Raw genomic sequence first — 20833 nt, forward strand, 5'->3', positions numbered from 1 at the left:
CACCAATCTGTGTGCTGGCCCGCTGTGTCTCAGTAGCTCAATTGGATAGAGCATCCCCCTCCTAAGGGGAAGGCTGGCAGTTCGAACCTGCCCTGGGACACCACATATCAAGGCCTCCAGCACTTTTCGCAATATTTCTTGCCTCTAGTGGGGCTGGCAGGGCTTAGCAAAAGTGGCGCAGGCAGAAAAAGCCCCACCGAGGCTCAACCAAGTCCGGCTCTTTTTGTAGCACTCCATCAAGGCCGGTTGGCGGCTATCTGTTCGTCAGAACCTGTAAGCAACCCGTAGCGCCAACGAATCCGAGCGTGACGGGTCACCCAAAGCCCGGGTCCCTTGATAGGTAACTCCGGTACTCAGGCCTGATGCCCAAAGGAAGTCCAGCCCCAGTGAACCCAGAATGGTGTTCTGACTGTAGCCTTCGGTCCTGATTGAATAGGCGTCGTCAGCGAGGTCGGCGTAGCCCATTTTGGCTGTGCTGCCGGCATTAAGCGTGTGACTGTATTCCACGCGCGAGCGAAGGTTTACGTAGGACCAGCCCAGCGGTATGCCGTACTGCCCGCGCAACCCTGCGATTCCGGAGAGCAAGGAAATGCGCTGATCGGCATAGTCGAGGTTGTAGTCAGCAGCGTCAGATTCGGTAAAACCATGCAGCCAAGTGGTTGAAGCATCCAGTCGGCCATACGGGGATACCAACCAGTTTTCCCCTCTAGCTTCATAGCCCGAACTTAACGAACCGAACAATTGATCGCCCCGACGACTGCCGCTGGCGTAGCGCGAGACGTCTGACACATAGCGGTCGCTGTCGAAGGTCAACCAGCTGTACCCAAGCAGGGCATCAAGGAATACGGGCCCAGGGTGGTAGCTGCCATAGATCGCTGCGCTGTAGGATTCCCCGCGGCTGCTGCTGCCCGACGAACCAATATCATTCTTATCCCTGCCAATGCCTATGCCTGCACCTACCGTCATTGATCTGGACAACCGATAGTCGATACCGCCGCTGATGCCGATCAGCGTGTTGCTGACTTTCGTGCCGCTTCGTTGGGTTTTGCCGAAGTCGACATAACCGCCTGTCCAGAGGGATATGTCACCCGCAGGGGGCTGGTCCGATGCCTTTGCCTGAGAGGCCCGCTGGAGTGTCCATTGTTCATCCGGTGCTGCTTGAAACGCAGCTAGCGAGCGGAAGATATCCAAATCATCGTCGGCCTCGTGTAGTGCTTCAGCTTGAGTCAAGCCGAAACGCAGGTTGAACGCGTTACTGTGGCCATCCCTGCCATGTAGTTGCTCGAGCCGGTCGTTGAAATTGCTGATTTGTGCCTTCGCAAACTGCGCAGCGCTTTGTGTCTGGGCATTCACGGTCCCGACGACCTCCTGATCCTGGCCAGGATCAGGCCGGGCACTGATTTGTATGGTCAGGGTCGCTGGCTGCGACGTGCCCTGTTGGTTGGTCAGCGTGTAGCGCAACGTCAGCAAACCGCTTGCTCTCGCTGTCGGGGTGAAGCTCAATCTAAGCCCATTGAGTCTGGCCGTGCCCAGATACTGCGCGGGTACTTGAACCAGCGTGGCGGATATGAACGGCCCGCCAGTGGCTCCTGCGCTCAAATCTACAGTCACGTCTTGGCCTGCACGGGTGGCGACTGCGGTGTCGGCGGCATTTGGTGCGTTCGGCGTAGCAGCAATAGTCAGGCTGTAGGTGGCACTCACTTGCACACCATTAGCGTCGGTTACGGTGACTGAAAGCGAAATGCTGCCCGAAGTCGCAGGTATTCCGGTCAGAGTTCCGCTGACCGGGTTTATCGTCAGGCCTGCCGGGATACCGGCGGCGCTGAAGTGATAAGGATTGGCGCCCCCGGTCGCGCTGAAGGCTTGAGTGTAGGCCGTTCCAACGAGCGCCGCTGGCAGTGAGCCGGCCGCCGGTGAGAGGGCCAATGCTGACGCTATTACGGTGACGTTTACTGTGGCAACGGAAGAGGTGCCGGCCGTATTCGTAGCTGTGTAAGTGAAGCTATCGCTGCCTGAGAAACCCGGAGTTGGCGTGTAGCGAATGCTGGTTCCTGAGGCGGTCGCCGTACCATGGGACGCCGCTGAGACTATCGAAACGCTGACAGCTGTTCCTCCGAAGAGCGCCAACGCCACCGGATTACTGGACGTGTTGGCGCCTACGGTGACAGTGACTGGCGCAACGATCGGCAATTGTTCCGCGATTTCAAGCGTGTAATTAACGGTGCCGGAGGTACGGACGCCGGCATTGTCAGTTGCTGTCACCGACACGTTGAAGTTGCCTGCGACGGTAGCAACGCCGTTTATTGCCCCGGATGTGTTGAGACTTAGGCCGCTTGGCAGCCCGGTAGCGGAGTAATGGTAGGGGGCGACGCCGCCTGTCGCGTTGATCTGCGTGTTGTAGGCCGTACCAACCTCGCCGCGGGGGAGTGCACCGCTCGCCGGGCTGAAGGTCAGGGGTGATGAGCTAACCGTTATCGTGATGGTAGCGGGTGCAGAGGTGCCGGTTGCATTGCTGGCGGTGTAGGTAAAACTGTCCGTTCCGGAAAATCCGGGGCTCGGTGTATAGGTAATCGACAAGCCTGATGCCGACGCGGTGCCATGACTGGCTGCAGTCGCTATCGCAACGGAATCCGCTGCACCTCCGGACAGATTGAGCGTGATGGCGTTGCCGCTGGTATTGGCTGCGACGCTTGCTGAAACTGGCCCGGTCACTGGCGGTGCAGCAGCGATGGATAAGGTATAGCTGGCCGATCCTGTCGCACCATTGGCATCCGTGGCAAGCACCGACAGGTTGAAATTGCCTGCTGTGGTCGGTATGCCGCTGAGTACTCCGGTGGACGGATGCAGGCTGATACCGGCAGGCAAGCCGCTAGCTGACCAGGCGTACGGCGAAGTGCCCGCTGAACTGCTGAGCGTTCTGCTGTAGTTCACGCCGACCTGCCCTGCGGTTAACGTCCCGGATGATGGTGTGACGATCAGGGTTGGCGGGGATACAGTGACTGTAACGGTGGCAGGCGAGGAAGTGCCAGAACCATTGGACGCGTTGTACGTGAATGAATCACTGCCAGAGTAACCGGCTGTTGGCGTGTAGCTGATGGTTGTACCCGAAGCGACCGCGCTGCCACGGGAGGCTCCGGAGGCGACGGCAACTGCGGTCGCGTTACCTGCGATGATTAAAGTGATCGGGTTGTTCGAGCTGTTGGCCGCCACGGTGGCCGTAACATTACTGACCACAGGAGCGCCCTGGTCCCTGGTTACGTTGATGGAGTAGGACTTGGTAGTCAGGCCATCGGCAGCCGTGATTGAGAGCGAAAGAATGTTTGAGCCGACCACCAGATTGACAGGTCCTGAATCGCTACCTGAGGTTACCGGCGTGCCATTGACCGTGATTGTGCTCGTGTTGTCTGTCGCGGTGGGTCTGACGTTGACTGAGGATGTAGCATTGCTGACAGAGGCGGTATAGCTGGTGGTACCGCTGGCGAACCCGGGAGACAGGCTGCCTGCCGAGAGTGAGAGGCCAGATAGCGTAGCGTCAGAGGACACTTGGGAGCTATTGGTACATCTGAATATCAGGTTGCTGATTTGGCCAAAAGTAGTCGTGGCGCGAATAGCAACTCCGTTGGCCTCCAGACTGCCAGCCGGCACACTTATGGTGACAGCGTGAGGCGTGTTACTCGTGGTATTGGCCGAGTTGTAGGTTTGGGCATTGGATAGGTTGTAGCGAGCCACACTGACACTGTCTGCGCTCATTACGCTGCCGCCAAGCGCCGACCCGCTATCGTTAAACGTCAGCGTCAGAGCGTCTCCAGGTAAAAACTGGGAAGCAAGATACCTGTTTGAGGCGTACGACAGTGACGTGGCACCTGACAAGTTATTAACGGCCGTGCAGCCGTTTGATAGTGCGAACGCCGAAGGAACAGAAAGCACTGTTAAAACAACCGAAGCCATCCCGGCAGAGAGCCAGTGCTTGAACGATATACCCGCCATTTCTCACCCAGAGTTCAGCGTTTGATCATTAACTTTTCTATACAGGGTCAGAGAACCCGACAGCCGTTTTTATGCGTATTCACGAAGCGAGTGCTTGGGCGTGACTTGAGGGGGCCACCGTGAAAAGAGCGGTAGCGTAAGGAAGTCCTTTTAGCGTTGGCTGTCTTGAGTCGATATCGGCGCGATGGCGCGGAACTTGACGCTTGCCAAGGCCCAGTTATTTGCTCTGCGCGTCACAGGCGCGCCGCGCGACAGTTGGCGATTCAGGGCGTAGATGTATCGGTGGTTTAAGGGGCTTATACCGTCTGGCAGGTGAGGGCGACGGGGAGCCGTTGATAGATCGGGGCTGTCCAGTGCCGCTCCAGCTTAAGGCGTGAGCAACGGTGCAGCGTGGGTACGAAAGAGGGGCGTGGGAGCGTCTGCTCACATACAAAATTATGCTCGGCGATATACGTCAGCTTTTTCCAGGCGGTCGACGATACGTACCCGTGAATGAAGCCCTGCCAACCCTCACGCCTGCTTGCTTGAGCGATAACTCCCAGGGGACATTCCGAACCATCTCTCACAGGCTTTGTTGAAGGCACTGGGGTGCTTGAAGCCTACGTTGTAAGAAACCTGTTTAAGGCTGAGTGTTGTATTCATCAGCAGTTGGTGACTGTGTTGTTTTTTAACGAGGTCTACCAGTTTCTGAAAACTCTGCTCGTCTTTTTCCAGTGTCCTGATTAATTGGTGAGTGGACATCCCCAGCGTTTGAGCGATGTCTGCCATGCCGATTGGCCTTGCCTGATTGAGGTGTTGCAAGATCGCACGTTTGATTTTTACAACGGTGTTGTCGGCGGGTAACTCGTCCTGGCGTCGCTTCAAGTAATTGTCGTGCAGTTGTTGCAGAGATGGATCGAAGGTGGCGACGGCCAGATCAGCGTCGCTTCTCTGAAAGGTCATCGCGTTTACGACGCAGGAAAACCTCAGGTCGTGGCCAAACAGTTGCTCCAGTTGTCGCGTATCCCGAGGTTTTTCATAGGTGAATTCGGCTCTGACCGGCCTGATCAGTACAGAAGGGGTTAGCCAATGCAGCAGGCCTAGGGTAATAGCGGCCACGGCGTCGACAAAGGCTCTGGGCAGAATATCGCTTTGCGTGTCGGCCGATAATCCGGCGATCCTGAGGGTGGTTGCACTGCTGTCCAGAAACATGCAGAAGCCAGTGCCGATCATGGAGTGATGTTCGACCATGCGTGTCATGGCGTCACCGAGTGTGGGGCTGGACATGATTGCGTAGCCCAGTACTCCAAGATGGCCCGGATGGGCTTTTTGATAAGCCAGCAATCCCAGGTCCTCATTACCACTCCGTAATTGTGCGTGGTCAAAAAAACGGCAGAGCTCGCTCATCGGTAGATGCGTAGCCGCACATGAAGCAGCTTCTTTTTCAAACTCTACTGCGAGTGAGCGCATGCGCTCGTCGCCGGTGCATAGCGCGCTTGCCAAGGCACGGGCGAACGTGAGGGAAATACTCTGCATGTCTTTTCCATATCGTGTTTGTCGAACCCGTGTTGTTTTTATTGGATAAGGTGAAATTCGTTATCTGATGGGAAGGGAACCAGCAAAGTCACGGTATGGGATCACAGAGATGGCAGATGCGTGGATTGCGCCATGGCAGCGACGTGGTGGTGACGCGGCCCGTCAGGCAAGTGAGTTGAAGGCGACCTTCGCTGACGTAAGCCCGCTGGCAGCACTGGAAGAAAAGTAGCAGGAGCTGGATGTTAGGGGGGGGAGGGCGTGCGAGCAAAAAAGATCGATCTGCATGCGCCCGTCCCTGGGCGCTTGGCAGGATGGGTCGCTTAAAACCCGATAGTCGCCGAAACCAGATAAGTCCGTGGCGTAGACAGCGTCAAACCTGGCTCGCTGTCATCCGACGCCCCCGCTGAGCTCCAGAAGCGCTTGTCCATGACGTTTTCGATGTTGGCGCGCAGAGTCACGTCCTTGTCGTCGACCTTGAACGCGTAACGGGCGCCTACGTCAAACCGCTCCCAGGAATCGATTTCCTTGGTGTTGGCCTGGTTCAGATACTGTGAGCTGGAGTAAATGCCGCGGGTGGTCAGGGTCAGACCTTGAACCGTTGGCACGTCCCATTCAGCACCCAGATTAACGTTGTATTCGGGTGTTGCGGGGGCGCGTTTACCGTCGAAAGTACCGTTGAGGGTGTCAGTCAATTCGCTGTCGATATACATCACACCGCCAAGCAGGCGGAAGCCCTTGAGCGGTTCGCCGAACATGGTCAATTCCACGCCATTGTTTTCCCGCTTGCCGTTTGGCCCGAAGACTCGAGTCGTCGCGTTAGTCTCGTAAGCCGGTTGTTTGATTCTGAAGGCGCTGGCGGTGAAGGCGAAGGTGCCCAGGTCATACTTGGCCCCGACCTCGACCTGACGACTGATGAAGGGTGGAAAAATCTCGTCTTCGTTGATCGAGGTGGACGGTGCGATCTTGCCCTGGCTCAGGCCTTCCATGTAGTTGGCATACACCGACAATTGATCGGTCACCTTGTACAGAATGCCGCCCGACGGTGAGATCTTTTCCTCGTCGTAGGCGGTGTCACCTTTGACGTTGTTGGTCCAGTCATCGACTTTTACCCGCTGCCAGCGGGCGCCCAGCGTCAGCAGCAAGCGGTCATCAAAGAAACCCAGCGTGTCGGACAAGGCCAGGCCGCTGTAGCGGTTCTCGGTATAGACCTTGTCGTCCTGGCGGGTGGGGTTGCTGGGTGTCGGCGTGTCGACTGGATCGAACAGATTGCTCGGTGACGCGGCATAGCGCGCGCCGCCATTTTCGAAATCCATGTAGAAGTAGCTGGCGGCCAGATTGACTTCATGGCTCACAGGACCGGTCTGGAACCAGTTGCGCACACCGGCAGTGGCCGTACGGACGTTTTCATCACGGGTGAAGTCGCGTGGCTGGACGCTGAAATCCCCGGCGTTATTAGTGATTGAAACAGCGTGGCGAAGGAAGTCGTGATTACTTTTACGGGCGCCTACGCCGCCATACACCATCACTGAGTCGCTAACGTCATACTCGGCATTGACTGCTCCGAATGTATCTTTGGTACGCGCCTTGCTCCAGGCCTGAGCGTAATTGCGACGGACATCATTGGCGTTTGGCACGTTCGCGTTTGCACCGATTTGCACACGTTCCTGCGGCGCATCGGTGTCGCGTTCGGTGTGCCCGATATCTGTCGAAAGGCGCAGGCGATCACCCCGAAAATCCAGGCCTAAAACGGCCATCTCACGGTCGACGCTCTGGTGGTCCCATTCGGTATCACCCGACTGTTTTACGCCGTTGAAGCGAATCCCGAATTTGTCTTCGTCGCCAAACCTGCGGCCAACATCCACGGCCGTTCCCAGCTGATTGTTGGAGGCGTAACTGCCCGTGATCTCGGTGATGGGTTTTTCCGTGGCACGCTTGGGCACCACGTTGATGCCGCCACCGACGCTGCCTCGTGGTGAGATGCCATTAATCAACTGGCTCGGACCTTTGAGAATGTCGACCCGGTCGGCCATTTCCATGTCGATGGTGTAGGTCGGCAAAATGCCGTAGAGACCGTTATAGGAAACGTCGCTGTTGAACAGGCTCAAGCCACGAATGGTGAACTGTTCATAGCGCCCGCCTGCCGGGTTGGTGGCACGCACCGAAGGGTCGCTGGCAATCAGGTCGCCCAAGGTTCTTGCCTGTTGATCCTTCACCGTTTTGCTGGTGTAGGTGGTCATGCTGAACGGCGTCTCCATGAAGTCCCGCGAACCCAGCAAACCTTGCGAACCATTGCGAGCGACCTGGCCACCGGCATAAGCCTGTTCACCTGTCGTGCCTGCGGTACCGAGAATCGAGGTGGGGGCCAGTTGCAGGCTGCTACCCTCCGGCGCGGGGATCAAGGTGTAAGACTGAGCTGCCACCGGAACCAGCTGCAGGCCAGACCCTTGCAGCAAGCGCGAGAAGCCTTCTTCTACCGCGAAGTCGCCAGACAACCCGGCGCTGTTACGACCGCTGACCAGTGCCGGATCCACGGACAGGTTGACGCCAGCCTGACCTGCAAAACGGTTCAGCGCAGCACTCAGGCTGCCTGCCGGTACCTCGTAGGTGCGACGGTCTGTGCCTTCGGCCCAGCTGGACGAGACGAAAAGCGGGCTGGAGCTCAAAGTCAGCAAAAGACTGAAATGCAGCAAGGGGCGCAAACGATAAGGCGACGCTGGGGGCATGGAAGTAAGCTCTCATATTTGTTCACTTACCTGTGATGACCGGTGAGACGAAAAAAGGGGACAGGGTTTATGCAAATTTTTTCGAAGGAGCTTTTTTGAGGGGCAGCTTTTTGTCGGTGGGACCACGGTGTCCCTCGCTCAGCGCTACCGCACAGCGAATACTTGGGCCTGTAGGAGCTGCCGAAGGCTGCGATGGCGGTGTGTCAAGAAAATTGCATCGCAGCCTTCGGCAGCTCCAACAGAAAATCAGTGGCCTGCATGGCGTTTTTAAAGGGCTATCGCCTGGTGTTCTCGGTACAGCGCTGGCACGCAGACAATTGACCTGTGTGAGATTCAGAGATCAGGGCCCTGCATGGTTTCATCTGCCCCCGTCAGGAATATCCATCAAACATCATCCGCAGTCATTATTCTGACTCCAGAAAACTGGCACGTTGCCGATAAACTGCCTATCGGCGATAGCCCGCTATATTTCACGCGACGTTGATATGAGTGAAATGAGCAGGGGCTGCAAGGTGCCGGTCAGAGCCATGGAACAAGGCTTTGGTGTAGAATTTACGTGATGGCTTAGTGCTATTGGGTGGTTATTGCACGCCAAAAGTGGGCAGCGAAGCTGGACCCGTCTATATGTTTGCCTTTGGGCTCATCTTCTTTCTTCCCCGACAGGACCCCTGATGCTGGCGTACAACCAAAAGAGTTTTCTGATCGTCGACGACTTCTCCGACTTCCGCAGTTCGGTGCGCTCTATGCTGCGCGAACTGGGGGTGAGGGATGTGGACACCGCCGACACCGGAGAGCAGGCGCTGAAGATGTGTTCGCAAAAGCGCTACGATTTTGTCCTGCATGACTTCAATCTTGGTGACGGCAAGAAAAACGGCCAGCATGTACTCGAAGATCTGATGGTTGACCGGTTGCTGAGTCACGAAAGCGTGTTTGTCATGGTCACGGCCGAGAACAGCCAGGCGATGGTGATGAGCGCGCTGGAATGGGAACCGGATGCTTACCTGACCAAACCGTTCAACCGTGCAGGGCTGGCGCAACGTCTTGAAAAACTGGTGCAGCGCAAGGGCTTGCTCAAGCCAATCCTGCAAGCGCTGGACCGCGGCAAGCCTGCCGAAGTACTTGCCGCCTGTGTGGCGCTGACCAAACAGGACCCGCGTTATGCGCCGCTGTGCCTGCGCTATAAAGCCGATGCGCTGCGTGATCTGAAGCAATATGAGCCGCTTGAAGCGTTGCTCAAATCCATTCTTGCCGATCGCCCTGCGCCTTGGGCGTATGCCGCGCTCGGCAATTTGATGCTCAAGCGCAACAAGCACGCCGATGCGCAAGCGGTTTTCGATGCGGCAGTAAAAGCCTTTCCGGGCATGCCAATCCTTTACGACGGCCTTGCCGAAGCGCTGGTTGCGCGCGGCGATGTAGTCCGCGCACAAAAGGTGCTGGAAGACGCGGTGAAAATTTCGCCTCTGGCAGTGCGCCGGCAAACGCTGCTGGGCAAGCTGGCGCTGGATAACAACGATTTTGAAGGGGCTTCCAAAGCCTATCGTCAGGCGGTCAATCAAGGCCAGTTCTCTCGCTTCAAAAACCCTGAGACCAATCTTGGTTTTGCTCAGGCGTTGATTTCCCGGGGCGGCGATCAGGGGCTTGATGCGCGTACGCGGGTAGAGATCAACCAGACGCTCAGTGAGGTTGCCAAAGAAAACGGTGCAGATCAGGGGCTGCAAGTCCGCACACGGCTGATGAAAGCTGCCAGCGTGAAGCATTCCGATCCAGAGATGGCTGCCAAGCTGACCGCAGATGCGGTGGGCCGGTTGCAGGACATGGAGCAATTTCTCAGTGCTGATGCCGCTTTGGCGGTCGCCTCCCAGTTGCAGAGCCTTGGTCAGGCCGAGGCCGGTGCAGATGTGTTGAAGAGCTGCGCCGAGATTTACGGTGATGATCCATCGGTGATGCAAAGCATTGCCAAGCAAACTGACGATCCGGCGATCCTCGGTGCCAACAAGGCCGCCATTGAACTCAATATTCAAGGCGTTCGTACCTACAAGGCTGGCAATCTTAACGAGGCTCAGGACCTGTTCCGTCGCGCATTGGCGCTGCAGGCCCAGAACATCAGTATTGCCTTGAACCTGGCGCAGGCATTACTTCACTCCATGGCATCGGCTCCCAATGCAGCCAAGCTGGAAGAGTGTCGCAGTTGCCTGAAGATGGTCGGCAAGATGCCCGAAAGCGATCCGCGTTTCGAGCGCTATCAAAAACTGCAGAGCAAGGCGTTTGGAGTATGAGCGACAACCAAGCAAGTATGGATTTCTCCATGGTGATTGCCTCGACTGTGCATGACATGAAGAACTCCCTGTCGACACTGAGCCAGTCCCATAATCGATGGCTCGAACAGTTGACCGAGGAGCAGCGCGATACTCCTGAGCATGGCGTCATAGAGTACGAGTTCGCCAGGCTCAACGGCATGCTCGTGCAACTGCTCGGCCTCTACAAGCTGGACGTCAATCAGCTGCCGCTGCGTCCTGATTACCACGAGATGGATGACTTCATCGAAAGCCAGTTGGCGCATCATCAGGAAGTGCTGAACAGTCGCGGTATCGTCGCCACCAGTGAAGTGGATGCGCTCATCCCGCTGGGTTTCTTTGATCGTGAGCTGATTGGCACAGTGGTGGGCAACATCCTGGTGAATGCTATTCGCCACGCGGACAAAACCATCGCCGTCAGCGTCAGGGAAGACGAGGGGCAGCTTTGCATCGTTATCAATGATGACGGCGAAGGCTATCCGGCCAGCATGATTGAAAAGCAGGCGGATTATGCATTGGGTATCAACCAGGTCAGCGGCAGCACGGGCCTGGGACTTTATTTCGCGGCACGCATTGCTGAGCAGCATCAGCGTAACGGCGTGCATGGACGTATTGAGCTGGCGAATGGCGGTCCGTTGGGTGGGGGCGTGTTTAGTATTTACCTGCCGTGATTATTACGCTGATTTTTGACGCCTCATTATCGGTTGCGATCCCCAGATAGCGTCGTAACCGTCGTTTTATTGTCGTCGGCGCTTCAGCCGGACCTGCTACATGCATCCGGGTCGCCCGGCTGCGGCCACTCAAGCCATAAGTTTTTTCTGGTTCGATTATTGCTTCTACACCTTCAAGCGTACGCAATTTGCTGGCGCACACCCATTCTGCAGTTCGTTTCGGGAGTTGAGGCGATGGAAGACAAAGTAATCAAGTTGATCGAAGAAGCCATGGAAGCTGATGAGGGGACTTTGGCGTTGGGTCAACCTCTGGATTGGGATTCTATTGCTGTCGTTGCGTTCATGGCGTTAGCCGATGAGCACTTGGGCATCACATTATCCGCGTCCCGACTGAGCGGCTGTACGACCGTTGATGACGTAGTTTCGCTAGTCAATTCGAATTAAGCCTCTGCTGACTACGAACTTAAAGGCGTAGTCATGTTTGACGTTAGCAAGAGGGCGCTTCATGAGTAACGTGTCGCCAGCTGGCGAAAATTATCCTGTACGCAGGCTATCGCAGGTAAAAGTAAGTGGCATTGCATGTGCGCTGCCTCCTGCAATTTCGAAGGTCGCGGATCTGGCCGACAAGTTCGGTGCAGACGCTATCAACAAAATTATAAGCAGTACCGGTATCGAGTCTCGTCATGTGGTCGATACCGAATGCGCCTCAGATCTGTGTATTGCTGCCGCTGAACGATTGATTGAAGACTTGGCGATCGACAAGTCAACCATTGACACTCTGATTTTTATTTCCCAGACCCGCGATCACGTACTGCCGGCTACTGCATGTTCGCTGCAGCAACGTTTGGGGTTGAACATTTCCACGGCGGCATTTGACGTCGGGTTGGGTTGCTCCGGCTATGTATACGGGCTATGGCTGGCTTCTTCGCTACTGGCATCCGGCGCTAGTCAGCGTGTGTTGTTGCTGGTAGGCGATACGATCAGCAAGCTTGTTGGCGAGGATGACCGAACTGTCGCAGCATTGTTTGGTGATGCAGGCTCTGCGACATTGCTCGATCATGATTCGCAGGCTGTAGCGACTCCATTTGTGCTGGGAAGTGACGGGCGTGGCGAAAAAAATCTGATTGTTCCCGGTGGTGCTTTTCGAGATCCGGCGGGCAACGACAAGTCGACTTCGGAAGAGGGCGTGCGAGGACCTTTCGATTTGTACATGAATGGGGCGGAGATATTCGCCTTTACGCTGGCGCGGATCCCAGGGATGGTCAAGGCGCTTCACGGTGCTGTTGAAAGCGGCAGCGACGCTATCGACAAATATGTATTTCACCAAGCCAACAAGTTTATGTTGGAGCATTTAGCGAAAAAGATTGGCATGCAACACGACAAGGTTGTCTTGAACATGAAAGATGTAGGCAACACCAGCGGGGTTTCCATTCCGCTGGCTCTCTGCATGAGTGCTGCCTCAGGGTCGACTTTAAGCGGTCGATACATGTTGGCTGGTTTTGGCGTCGGTTATTCGTGGGCCGGATGTGTTTTACAACTCACCGACACCTGGATAAGTCCTGTCTTGATAATGGATAAACAAGGGAGCGCAGATTGATTGGACGTTAATCCCTTCTCTCTGAACGGAAGGTCGATCATGGTTACCGGTGCCTCTTCCGGTATCGGTCGGCAAGTGGCCATCTGGCTCAGTAAGCAAGGCGCAAGAATAACCTTGGTCGCCCGAAATCAGGAGCGGTTGGAAGAAACTCTTCATCAACTCAGCGGTGGCGCTCATAGCATTGCTTCATTCGATTTTTTGAGCGGTGAGGATGTGTCCGCCTGGATGAAGGCTCAGGTCAAGTCCAGTTCCACTCCCTTTGACGGGTTGGTTCATGCGTCGGGTGTGTTGATGCCTATGCCGATTCGTGCATTGAGTCTGGATCACTGGGAAACTCTGATGGCTACTAACGTGACCTCGAGTTTTCTACTGATCAAGGCTTTCCGGCAAAAAGGAGTCTGTAACAAAGGCTCCAGCATTGTTTTGGTTTCATCCGTCATGGCTCGTGTCGCTGAACCTGCGTTGCTTGCTTACTGCGCGAGCAAAGGCGCAATGGACTCCATGGTTCGGGTCGCGGCGTTGGAACTCGCTCGGGAGGAGATCAGGGTTAACTCAGTTGCGCCGGGTGTCGTCAATAGCGAGATGACCCAGAGTCTTGATCAGATTGTGGGTAAAAACGCTATGTCAGATATCGCCCAGAAGCATGTACTGGGTATTGGCGAGGCGCTAGACGTGGCCTATGCCGTCAACTATCTGCTTTCTCCGGCAGCGCGCTGGGTAACAGGCACATCATTGGTTGTCGACGGGGGGTACCTTGCGCAATGAAAACCCAGAAGCTGCTAATAGTCGGTGCAGGCGGATTCGGACGTGAAGTACACGCGTGGTTGACTGACTGGGTTGAGTTGAATCCGGGCTGGAGCATCGCCGGATTCATCAACGATGGCGAGGGTTCGTTGAATCGGTTCAATCATTATCCTGACATCGTCTCGACGGTGGATGCTTATGTCCCTCAGCATGACGAGCATCTGGTCTGCGCGATCGCCAACCCGGCGGATAAGCGAAAGGTTGTCGAAAAACTGCTCGCCAAGGGGAGTGTCTTCTTCAGTCTGGTCCATCCGTCGGCGGTTATTGGAGAAAATGTCAAAATTGGCCAAGGGACCGTCATCTGCCCGTTTGCTTTGCTTTCGGTTGATCTGACCGTTGGCGCATTTGTCACGATCAATGTTTCTTGCACCATAGGCCACGACGCTTTCATCGGTGACTTTAGTACGTTGAGTGGGCAATGCGATGTAACCGGTGGTGTGATTCTCGAAGAAGAGGTCTTTATGGGGACGCACGCCAGTGTCTTGCCAAAGGTCAGAGTCGGGCGTCAGGCAGTCATCGGTGCAGGCAGTGTCGCCATACGCAATGTCGCTGAGGGCACCACAGTCTTTGGCGTTCCTGCCAAACGTATCTCAGGGTGATGCAGATGACTTCCTATGCCCGAATTCAGAATATTGAATATGAACTGCCTGTTCACTCGTTGACCAATGAAATGCTGGCTGACGAGTTTCCGGAATGGGGCGTCGACAAGATTTTCGCCAAGACCGGAATCGGTGATCGGCGGATTATCGATGAGGCAGAGACAGCTTCCGATCTCGCGTTTCGGGCATGCGAGAAGTTGTTCCTCAATGGCGATGTTGCGCGTGACAGTATTGATGCCTTGATCTACTGCACCCAGAGTCCGGATTACCTGTTGCCTGCAACAGCCTGTGTCTTGCAGCACCGCTTACAACTGCCTACGACATGCGCAGCTTTTGATTTCAATCAGGGGTGCTCCGGTTATGTGTATGGGCTGGGCATTGCCAAGGGCATGATCGAGTCAGGCCAGTGCAAAAACGTTCTTCTGGTTACCGCCGAAACCTACAGCCGCTATATCAATCCCCAAGACAAAAGCGTCCGTACGCTGTTTGGTGACGCGGCGGCCGCTACTCTGATCGTTGCCGACGGAGGCGAGGGCGGGCCTTATCTGGATCGATTCCGCTATGGCAGTGACGGTGCGGGTGCCGAGAATCTCATCGTTCCGATTGGCGGTGCGCGTCGGCCTGCTGCTGTAAACCTGAATCCCGTTGAGCGTCGTGATGAGAGCGGTAACGTTCGAACTGATGCTGATCTGTATATGAATGGGCCTGCGATTTTTGAGTTCTCCATGACTCGGGTGCCGCAACTGTTTGCGTCGTTGTTTGACGAACAGCTTGCTGCTGCGGACATGGACCTGTTTGTGTTTCACCAAGCCAATCAATTCATGCTTGAGTCATTGCGTCGTCGCTTGAAGTTGCCGGTGGACAAGTTCGTCACAGAATTCGAGCACAGTGGCAATACCGTTTCTTGTACGATCCCGATCGCGCTGAAAGAGTCGTTGAACAAAGGGGTTATCAAGCCGGGCACCAAAATGGCTGCGGTGGGTTTCGGAGTGGGTTATTCGTGGGGGGCGTGTGTGATCCACTGGTGATCATCCATTGGCAGGCAATTGCATAAAAAAACAGGGCCCTTTGGGCCCTGTTCAGTTTTTGCCAATCAGCGCGTCCAGGCCTGCTGCCAGATCTGCAGGTAATCAGCATCCATCATCCAGTTTTGCTCCACTTCACGTTTGAGTTCATCGCCCATACGCGCGCATGTGTCCAACTGGTCGATATGTGCCTCGATGGCATCAGCCCAGGCCTGTGGCTCATCATTGACGCGAGTGACCGGCAAATTACCCTGAAAGCACAGAATGTCGCTGCAGATCACTGGATAGCCGCAAGCGCCGTATTGGAGCAGGCTGATCGGGCTTTTGCTCTGGTTGATCAGGTTTCGCTGGGCCGGTGCCAAGGCTAGATCCAGGTTCAGGCTGGCAAGAATACCGGGTAACAACGGGCCCTCCACCGGGCTGCGCAGTTCATGGATGAAAGGCCGCAAGCGTGCCGGGCAAGGCCCCATGATGACCCATTCAACCTTGTCCGCAAGCTGACGAATAACGCGTTCGATCAGCAGCAGATCTGCGCCTTGATCGGCATTGCCCACCCAGCCAACACGAGGCTTGTCACGAGTTCTGCGTGTGCTTTGCAGGCCTTGCCACAGCGCGGGCGAAAGCCTGCTTTCAATGACTCGGATGTCCCCATGCAGACCAGAAAGAAGCTCGGCGAGGGCCGGTGTCGATACGGTCACTCTGTCGACCTGCTCCAGGCCAAGCTGCAACGACGCCTGTATAGCGGCAAATGGCGCAGCCTTCTTTTCCAGTGGGCTGAATGACGGGTATTCGTTCAGGTCATAAACCACGAACGCATTAGTGTGAGTCTTGATCGCATGGATGGAAACAATCTCGGCGTCGCTCAGCGGGCGTTGGACAACGATGGTGTCAGCGCTCAGGCGGGCGATTTCCGGAATGTTCAGCGATGAGTGGCAAACTACCCCGTCGATTGCCTGCGTGTCTCGCAGCAGGTGCAAAGGCCCTTCGATGCGTCGCCCGCTTTCGGAATGATCGCCAGGCTGCACCAGAACCACTGGCAGCGGCCTGTGGATCAACGGTCGCCAAGTCAGTTCGGGATTGGACTGAGCGGTGAAGCTCGAGGCTTGCAGCGAGAAGTTCAGGCTGTAGGCCGGATCCCATGCGAGATAGTGCAACCACTTGTCATACAGCGCGCGCGTTTCATCATCGTAGGCTGCTTCTGGTGTGCCTGCGTCTGTTTTCCTGCGAACGATGCTTGCGTGCGGAGTCCACACTACCAGCAGGCCGCTGTCGCGAGCCTTGAGGCATAAGTCTACGTCGCTGTAACGGTTTGGAAAGCTCTGCTCGTCAAGGCCGCCCAGTTCGTCATACAAGGACTTGCGCATCAGCAGGCAATCACCGCTGACAGCGCTGTAGTTCTGGTCGCTGATCAGGCGATGCATGTAACCGGGTCCTGCGCCCTCTTTCGCGGTAACGGGCGCTACTGTGCCATTAAGCCCCAGAATCAGCCCTGCATGCTCGATGCTGCCGTCGGGTGAAATTTGTTTTGCTCCCACCGCACCAACTTCAGGCCTCAATGCATGGTTGAGAAGGTTCTCCAACCAGTCCGCCTGCACGACAAACATATCGTTTGCGAGCATCAGCACGTACTCGCCAAGCGCGTATTCGACCGCTGAGTTTCTGATGGCCGACGCATTCAGTGTTTCGCCATGACGTAGCACGCGGATTTTGGCGGACTGCATTGAGTCAATGGTCGCCAGCCATTGGTGAGTCTCCGGGCTTTTGCTGTTGTTGTCGCTGATGATGATTTCGTAATGCGGGTAGGTGGTGTTTTGCAGGATGCTTTCAATGCAGGGTAATAGCGTGTCGAGCTGATCCTGCGCTGTGACAATAATGGAAACCAGCGGTGTGCTGTTATGTCCATATTCCAGGCGGTAATGGCCGGGAATTGAAGCGTGTACCTGACTGTAAGCGTAGCCACGCGCGTTTAGGTGGCGCTGCAAGGTTTCAATGATGTCAGGGTTGTCTTGCTGTGGTGCTTGAGCCGCGATCAGCAACGGTTCGCTGGCGTGAGCGAACGAGCTGAAGTTCTCGTGCTCGATCAGGCGCAGGATCAGATCGAACTCCATCGCGTGCGCGTAAGCCGGGTCAAAACCACCAACATTCAGTGTCGGTTTCCTGTTGAACAACCAGTGACGGCTCGCAGCCATTGGGCAGCTCAGCAAGTAATCCAGATTGAAGTCAGTCCGGAACTCCAGGTTTGCAGCCCCTTGGTCATTGAGCGTTATCTCGTCAGCGAACAGGGCATCACAATCTGGTGAGTCCAGAGCTTTCATGACCGCGCAAAGCAGGCCACTTTTGGTGAACGTGGTACCGGCATCGACCATTACCCACCAGTCGTGGTCATTATCCTGCATCAGACTATTCAGGACGGCAGGGCGGCTTTCCAGAGTTGCAGCCATCCAGGGTAATTGTGCTTGCAAGGCACTCTGGGTCTGGCTGTCGTAGTCCGCGAGAATGAAAACCTTGAGCCGATCAAGCAATGGGTTTTCCGAGGCCAGGCTTTGCAGCGTTGCCAGTACTCGCTCGGGTTGATTGGCAAAGTCCGAAACCACAATGGCTACCGCCGGGCCGCCTTCATGAATCGCCAGATAGTCCCGGAGTAACTGTTGCTGCGCAGCAGAGGGTTGATGTTGCTCGAGGCGAGCAATGATCTGTTTGTTATTGACCGCGGTTGCCGGGCTACGGTCGAAGTAGCTTAGCAGTTGCATTTCCTGAACATTGTCGCGTTTGGACAGCGGCGCGATTTTCACTGTGGTGTTTGAATCAGCAGGACGTATCCAACCCAGCTCGCGGGTGATTCGGCGGAAGTTGGCGTGGCCTTCGCGTGCGAGTGTCGGGTCAGCAACGAACGCTTGGGTACTCTGGTTTCCGGTGACGCGGAAGTATGACAACGGACGCGCAAGCATTGCCAGATTGCCCTGGCGAAGTAGTTTCACATACAGCGCAACATCGCCAAACGACCAGATAGGCGTTCCTTCCAGAGACATGAGGTCTGTACCGAAGGGCAGCAGATCACTGCGGCGGCACATGACAGAGCTGGGCTCTCCGATGAAATTCACAGGGGTCTGGCATAGAAACGACACCAGTTCCGGTCCATTCAAAACGACGTTGTGGCCGAACGGGTAGAGAGTCGAAAGGTTGTCAGGCAGGAAATTGCCTTCGCCATCAATGCGTTTACGAGCAGACGCTACCAGCTTGATGTCGGGGCTGTCGTGTAGCACGTCGTACAACAGCCGTACAGAGTCCGGGACCAGAATGTCGTCGTCGTACAGAAACTTGATGAACTCACCGTGAGCTTCGCGGATGCCACGCGCCACGTTGGCGGCTTCACGGAGCGCTACTTCATTCTTGAAGTAGCGAATAGGCCAGCGGCTGTTCACGCTGAGTTTTTCGACAATCACTTTTATCGCGTCGGTGGGGCAGTCGTCGCAAACGATGACTTCGACATCATCGTGATTCTGACGAAGGGCGCTCAGCAGCGCGGCTTCAAAGAAGTCGGGTTTGTAGGCCGGGATAACAATACTGACCAGGCTTGGAGAGTTCATCTGAATACCAGGTAGGAATGGGGTAGAAACTACAAACCGTTCAAGCGCGCGGGCAAACGATCGTGCAGGCAGAGTGCGTCATTTGCGGCCTATGTACAGAACGGACTGCTCAGTGATGCCGTGCTTCTTGAAGGTGCCGCGGTCAAAGGCTTCGGTGCCCAGCTCATCGACTTGAAAGCCACCTTTTTTCAGGCGCGCAATGAAGTCCTGCTTGGCATACATGCGTACGTGATCGTCTTGGCCAAAACGTGCCCAACGCTCATCCACGTTCTGTTCGCTCGGGTCTTCATCGGTTTCGGTGATGGTCAGCAGCAACGGGACCATAAGGACGGCAGCGCCGCCTTTTGCCAGCACCCGATAGAGCTCGGCGATCGCCAGGGAATCATCGGAGACGTGTTCAAGTACATGTGAGCAGACGATGAAATCAAAGGACTCATCGGCATAGATGTTCATGTCCATGATGTCGACGATATCGTCGGCCATTGGAGAGAACAGATCAGCTGAGCGGTACACCGCATCCGGCAGGTTACGCAGGAACTGCGACAGCACCGGGGCTGGTGCAATATCCAGGATCCGTAGTGGTTTGCCTTCCGGATGATTTAAAAGATTCGACACAAACAGTGCATATAAACGGTCACGATCGGAGGCCGTGCATTCAGGGCAGCTGTACTGGCCGAGATTGAGGGTTTCAAAGTCGTCCGCTGAATAAAATACGTTCAGGCGATGGAGTACTTGCAGCGGTTGTGGCGAAAACGGATAAAAATTCGGGAAGCGGTTTGAGCAGACGGGGCACGTTCGCATTATTTATTCTCGTTACTGGCGGAGACGAGCACGGCGATGATGCTCTCGAAGGCCTCATCAGTGAGGCTGTCATAAATGGGCAGGCACAAGATCTGGCTGGAGATGGTCGTTGCAATGGGCAGCCGTCCCGGCCTGGCTGATTCAAGGCCTCGATACATCGGGAACTCAGAGATCAGCGGATAGAAATAGCGGCGAACCAGAATGTCCTGATCGCGGAATAGCTGATACAGCGCATCGCGGCGCAGTGGAAAGTCTGGTTTGATCAGGACGGGGAAATAGGAATAGTTGTGCTGATCCTGGGTTTCCCAAACCACTTCAACATGTGGAATCGCTGCGAGTGCTTCTCGATAAAGTGTGTCGATGCGTTTGCGCTTGGCCAGTGCGTCATCAATGTACTTGAGCTGCAACAAGCCAAAGGCCGCATTGACCTCACTCATCTTGCCGTTGATGCCAGGCGCAACGACGGTGACTTCATCGGCAAAGCCGAAGTTTTTCAGATAGTCGATGCGCTGTTTGGTTTTGGCGTCGTGAGAAACGATAGCGCCGCCCTCGAAGGTATTGAATACCTTCGTCGCATGGAAACTCAGGATGGCAAGATCGCCATGTCGTAAAAGACTCTGGCCCTGATGACGCACACCGAAGGCATGGGCGGCGTCGTAAATGACTTTCAGGCCGTAGCGGTCGGCAATTTGTTGAATACGTTCGACATCGCACGGGATGCCATAGCAATGCACGGGCATGATCGCAGTAGTGGCCGGGGTAATGGCCTCCTCAATGCGATCAGGGTCCAGGTTATAGGTGTTGGGGTCGATATCAACGAACACCGGCTTCAGGTCGTTCCACAATAAAGAGTGCGCAGTGGCTACGAACGAGTAGGGCGTTGTGATCACCTCTCCCGTGATGCGCAACGCCTGCAGCGCCGTGAGCAAAGCCAGGGTGCCGTTGGAAAATAGCGACAGGTGTTCTACGCCCAGATACTGCGCCAGTTCTTGCTCAAGCTGCTGGTGAAAGGGGCCGCCATTGGTGAGTTGATTGCTGTCCCAGATTTGCTGCAGATAGGGCATGAACTCCTCTAGGGGAGGCAGCAGAGGACGGGTAACCGGAATCGTTTTACTCATGGGCAAATCTCTAATTATGTGGACCTAGCGGTCTCGGCAGTGCAGCGATCGAATCTTCCGGCCCTGCTCTTTGACATAAAAATGGCAGCCAAAGAATCCAGGTTGAACAAAG

Annotated in this window: 13 protein-coding genes and 1 tRNA gene; 8 read left to right on the plus strand and 6 right to left on the minus strand. The window is 55.6% G+C overall.

Translation table 11 applies throughout. The features are described from left to right. Nucleotides 1–26 precede the first annotated feature (26 nt). A tRNA-Arg gene (locus tag ABRP31_RS07640) sits at nt 27–103 on the plus strand. A 161-nt stretch (nt 104–264) separates the two neighbouring features. On the opposite strand, the gene ABRP31_RS07645 is transcribed toward ABRP31_RS07640, so the two are convergent. From ABRP31_RS07645 to ABRP31_RS07655, 3 genes are all read right to left on the minus strand, one after another. After that, complete coding sequence (locus tag ABRP31_RS07645) at nt 265–3750, minus strand: autotransporter domain-containing protein (RefSeq protein WP_349971822.1); 3486 nt, start codon at nt 3748–3750, stop codon at nt 265–267. Between the two features lie 747 nt (nt 3751–4497). After that, nucleotides 4498–5502 carry an AraC family transcriptional regulator gene (locus ABRP31_RS07650; protein WP_349971824.1) on the minus strand — a complete coding sequence of 335 codons (1005 nt, stop codon included), beginning with the start codon at nt 5500–5502 and terminating at the stop codon, nt 4498–4500. A gap of 320 nt (nt 5503–5822) precedes the next feature. Further along, nucleotides 5823–8225, minus strand: a complete 2403-nt coding sequence (locus tag ABRP31_RS07655) for a TonB-dependent receptor (protein WP_349971825.1) — start codon at nt 8223–8225, stop codon at nt 5823–5825. A gap of 671 nt (nt 8226–8896) precedes the next feature. On the opposite strand from ABRP31_RS07655, the gene ABRP31_RS07660 reads away from it, so the two are divergent. The 7 genes from ABRP31_RS07660 (at nt 8897) to ABRP31_RS07690 (ending at nt 15218) form a co-directional block, all read left to right on the plus strand. Next, entirely contained in the window at nt 8897–10501 is a 1605-nt protein-coding gene (locus tag ABRP31_RS07660) for a response regulator (protein ID WP_087273102.1), read from the plus strand. Further along, complete coding sequence (locus tag ABRP31_RS07665; protein WP_349971826.1) at nt 10498–11190, plus strand: HAMP domain-containing sensor histidine kinase; 693 nt, start codon at nt 10498–10500, stop codon at nt 11188–11190. Before ABRP31_RS07660 ends, ABRP31_RS07665 begins: the two co-directional genes overlap by 4 nt. A gap of 234 nt (nt 11191–11424) precedes the next feature. Further along, entirely contained in the window at nt 11425–11634 is a 210-nt protein-coding gene (locus tag ABRP31_RS07670) for an acyl carrier protein (protein ID WP_349971827.1), read from the plus strand. Nucleotides 11635–11695: 61 nt separating this feature from the next. Next, nucleotides 11696–12787, plus strand: a complete 1092-nt coding sequence (locus ABRP31_RS07675) for a ketoacyl-ACP synthase III (RefSeq protein ID WP_349971828.1) — start codon at nt 11696–11698, stop codon at nt 12785–12787. Continuing rightward, nucleotides 12788–13552 carry an SDR family oxidoreductase gene (locus tag ABRP31_RS07680; protein WP_349971829.1) on the plus strand — a complete coding sequence of 255 codons (765 nt, stop codon included), beginning with the start codon at nt 12788–12790 and terminating at the stop codon, nt 13550–13552. Next, nucleotides 13549–14190 (plus strand): acetyltransferase, encoded by a 642-nt coding sequence (locus tag ABRP31_RS07685; protein WP_349971830.1) that lies wholly within the window; start codon nt 13549–13551, stop codon nt 14188–14190. Before ABRP31_RS07680 ends, ABRP31_RS07685 begins: the two co-directional genes overlap by 4 nt. After that, nucleotides 14190–15218, plus strand: a complete 1029-nt coding sequence (locus ABRP31_RS07690) for a ketoacyl-ACP synthase III (protein WP_349971831.1) — start codon at nt 14190–14192, stop codon at nt 15216–15218. Before ABRP31_RS07685 ends, ABRP31_RS07690 begins: the two co-directional genes overlap by 1 nt. A gap of 65 nt (nt 15219–15283) precedes the next feature. On the opposite strand, the gene ABRP31_RS07695 is transcribed toward ABRP31_RS07690, so the two are convergent. From ABRP31_RS07695 to vioA, 3 genes are all read right to left on the minus strand, one after another. Then, nucleotides 15284–18802, minus strand: coding sequence for a glycosyltransferase (locus ABRP31_RS07695; protein WP_349971832.1), 3519 nt, complete (start codon nt 18800–18802; stop codon nt 15284–15286). Nucleotides 18803–18880: 78 nt separating this feature from the next. Next, nucleotides 18881–19603 (minus strand): class I SAM-dependent methyltransferase, encoded by a 723-nt coding sequence (locus ABRP31_RS07700; RefSeq protein ID WP_349971833.1) that lies wholly within the window; start codon nt 19601–19603, stop codon nt 18881–18883. Beyond that, a complete protein-coding gene (gene vioA / locus ABRP31_RS07705; RefSeq protein WP_349971834.1) occupies nt 19603–20721 on the minus strand; it encodes a dTDP-4-amino-4,6-dideoxy-D-glucose aminotransferase VioA in 1119 nt (372 codons plus the stop codon). Before vioA ends, ABRP31_RS07700 begins: the two co-directional genes overlap by 1 nt. Between the last annotated feature and the right edge of the window lie 112 nt (nt 20722–20833).

This window comes from Pseudomonas caspiana (assembly GCF_040224095.2).
Lineage (GTDB): Bacteria > Pseudomonadota > Gammaproteobacteria > Pseudomonadales > Pseudomonadaceae > Aquipseudomonas > Aquipseudomonas caspiana.

Bases quoted from the DNA above. Each gene is read 5' to 3' on its own strand.
- ABRP31_RS07670 (WP_349971827.1), top strand. From the start codon at position 11,425: ATGGAAGACAAAGTAATCAAGTTGATCGAAGAAGCCATGGAAGCTGAT.
- ABRP31_RS07660 (WP_087273102.1), top strand. From the start codon at position 8,897: ATGCTGGCGTACAACCAAAAGAGTTTTCTGATCGTCGACGACTTCTCC.
- ABRP31_RS07645 (WP_349971822.1), bottom strand. From the start codon at position 3,750: ATGAGCGCAGACAGTGTCAGTGTGGCTCGCTACAACCTATCCAATGCC.
- ABRP31_RS07700 (WP_349971833.1), bottom strand. From the start codon at position 19,603: ATGCGAACGTGCCCCGTCTGCTCAAACCGCTTCCCGAATTTTTATCCG.
- vioA (WP_349971834.1), bottom strand. From the start codon at position 20,721: ATGAGTAAAACGATTCCGGTTACCCGTCCTCTGCTGCCTCCCCTAGAG.
- ABRP31_RS07685 (WP_349971830.1), top strand. From the start codon at position 13,549: ATGAAAACCCAGAAGCTGCTAATAGTCGGTGCAGGCGGATTCGGACGT.
- ABRP31_RS07675 (WP_349971828.1), top strand. From the start codon at position 11,696: ATGAGTAACGTGTCGCCAGCTGGCGAAAATTATCCTGTACGCAGGCTA.
- ABRP31_RS07650 (WP_349971824.1), bottom strand. From the start codon at position 5,502: ATGCAGAGTATTTCCCTCACGTTCGCCCGTGCCTTGGCAAGCGCGCTA.
- ABRP31_RS07655 (WP_349971825.1), bottom strand. From the start codon at position 8,225: ATGCCCCCAGCGTCGCCTTATCGTTTGCGCCCCTTGCTGCATTTCAGT.
- ABRP31_RS07665 (WP_349971826.1), top strand. From the start codon at position 10,498: ATGAGCGACAACCAAGCAAGTATGGATTTCTCCATGGTGATTGCCTCG.
- ABRP31_RS07695 (WP_349971832.1), bottom strand. From the start codon at position 18,802: ATGAACTCTCCAAGCCTGGTCAGTATTGTTATCCCGGCCTACAAACCC.
- ABRP31_RS07690 (WP_349971831.1), top strand. From the start codon at position 14,190: ATGCAGATGACTTCCTATGCCCGAATTCAGAATATTGAATATGAACTG.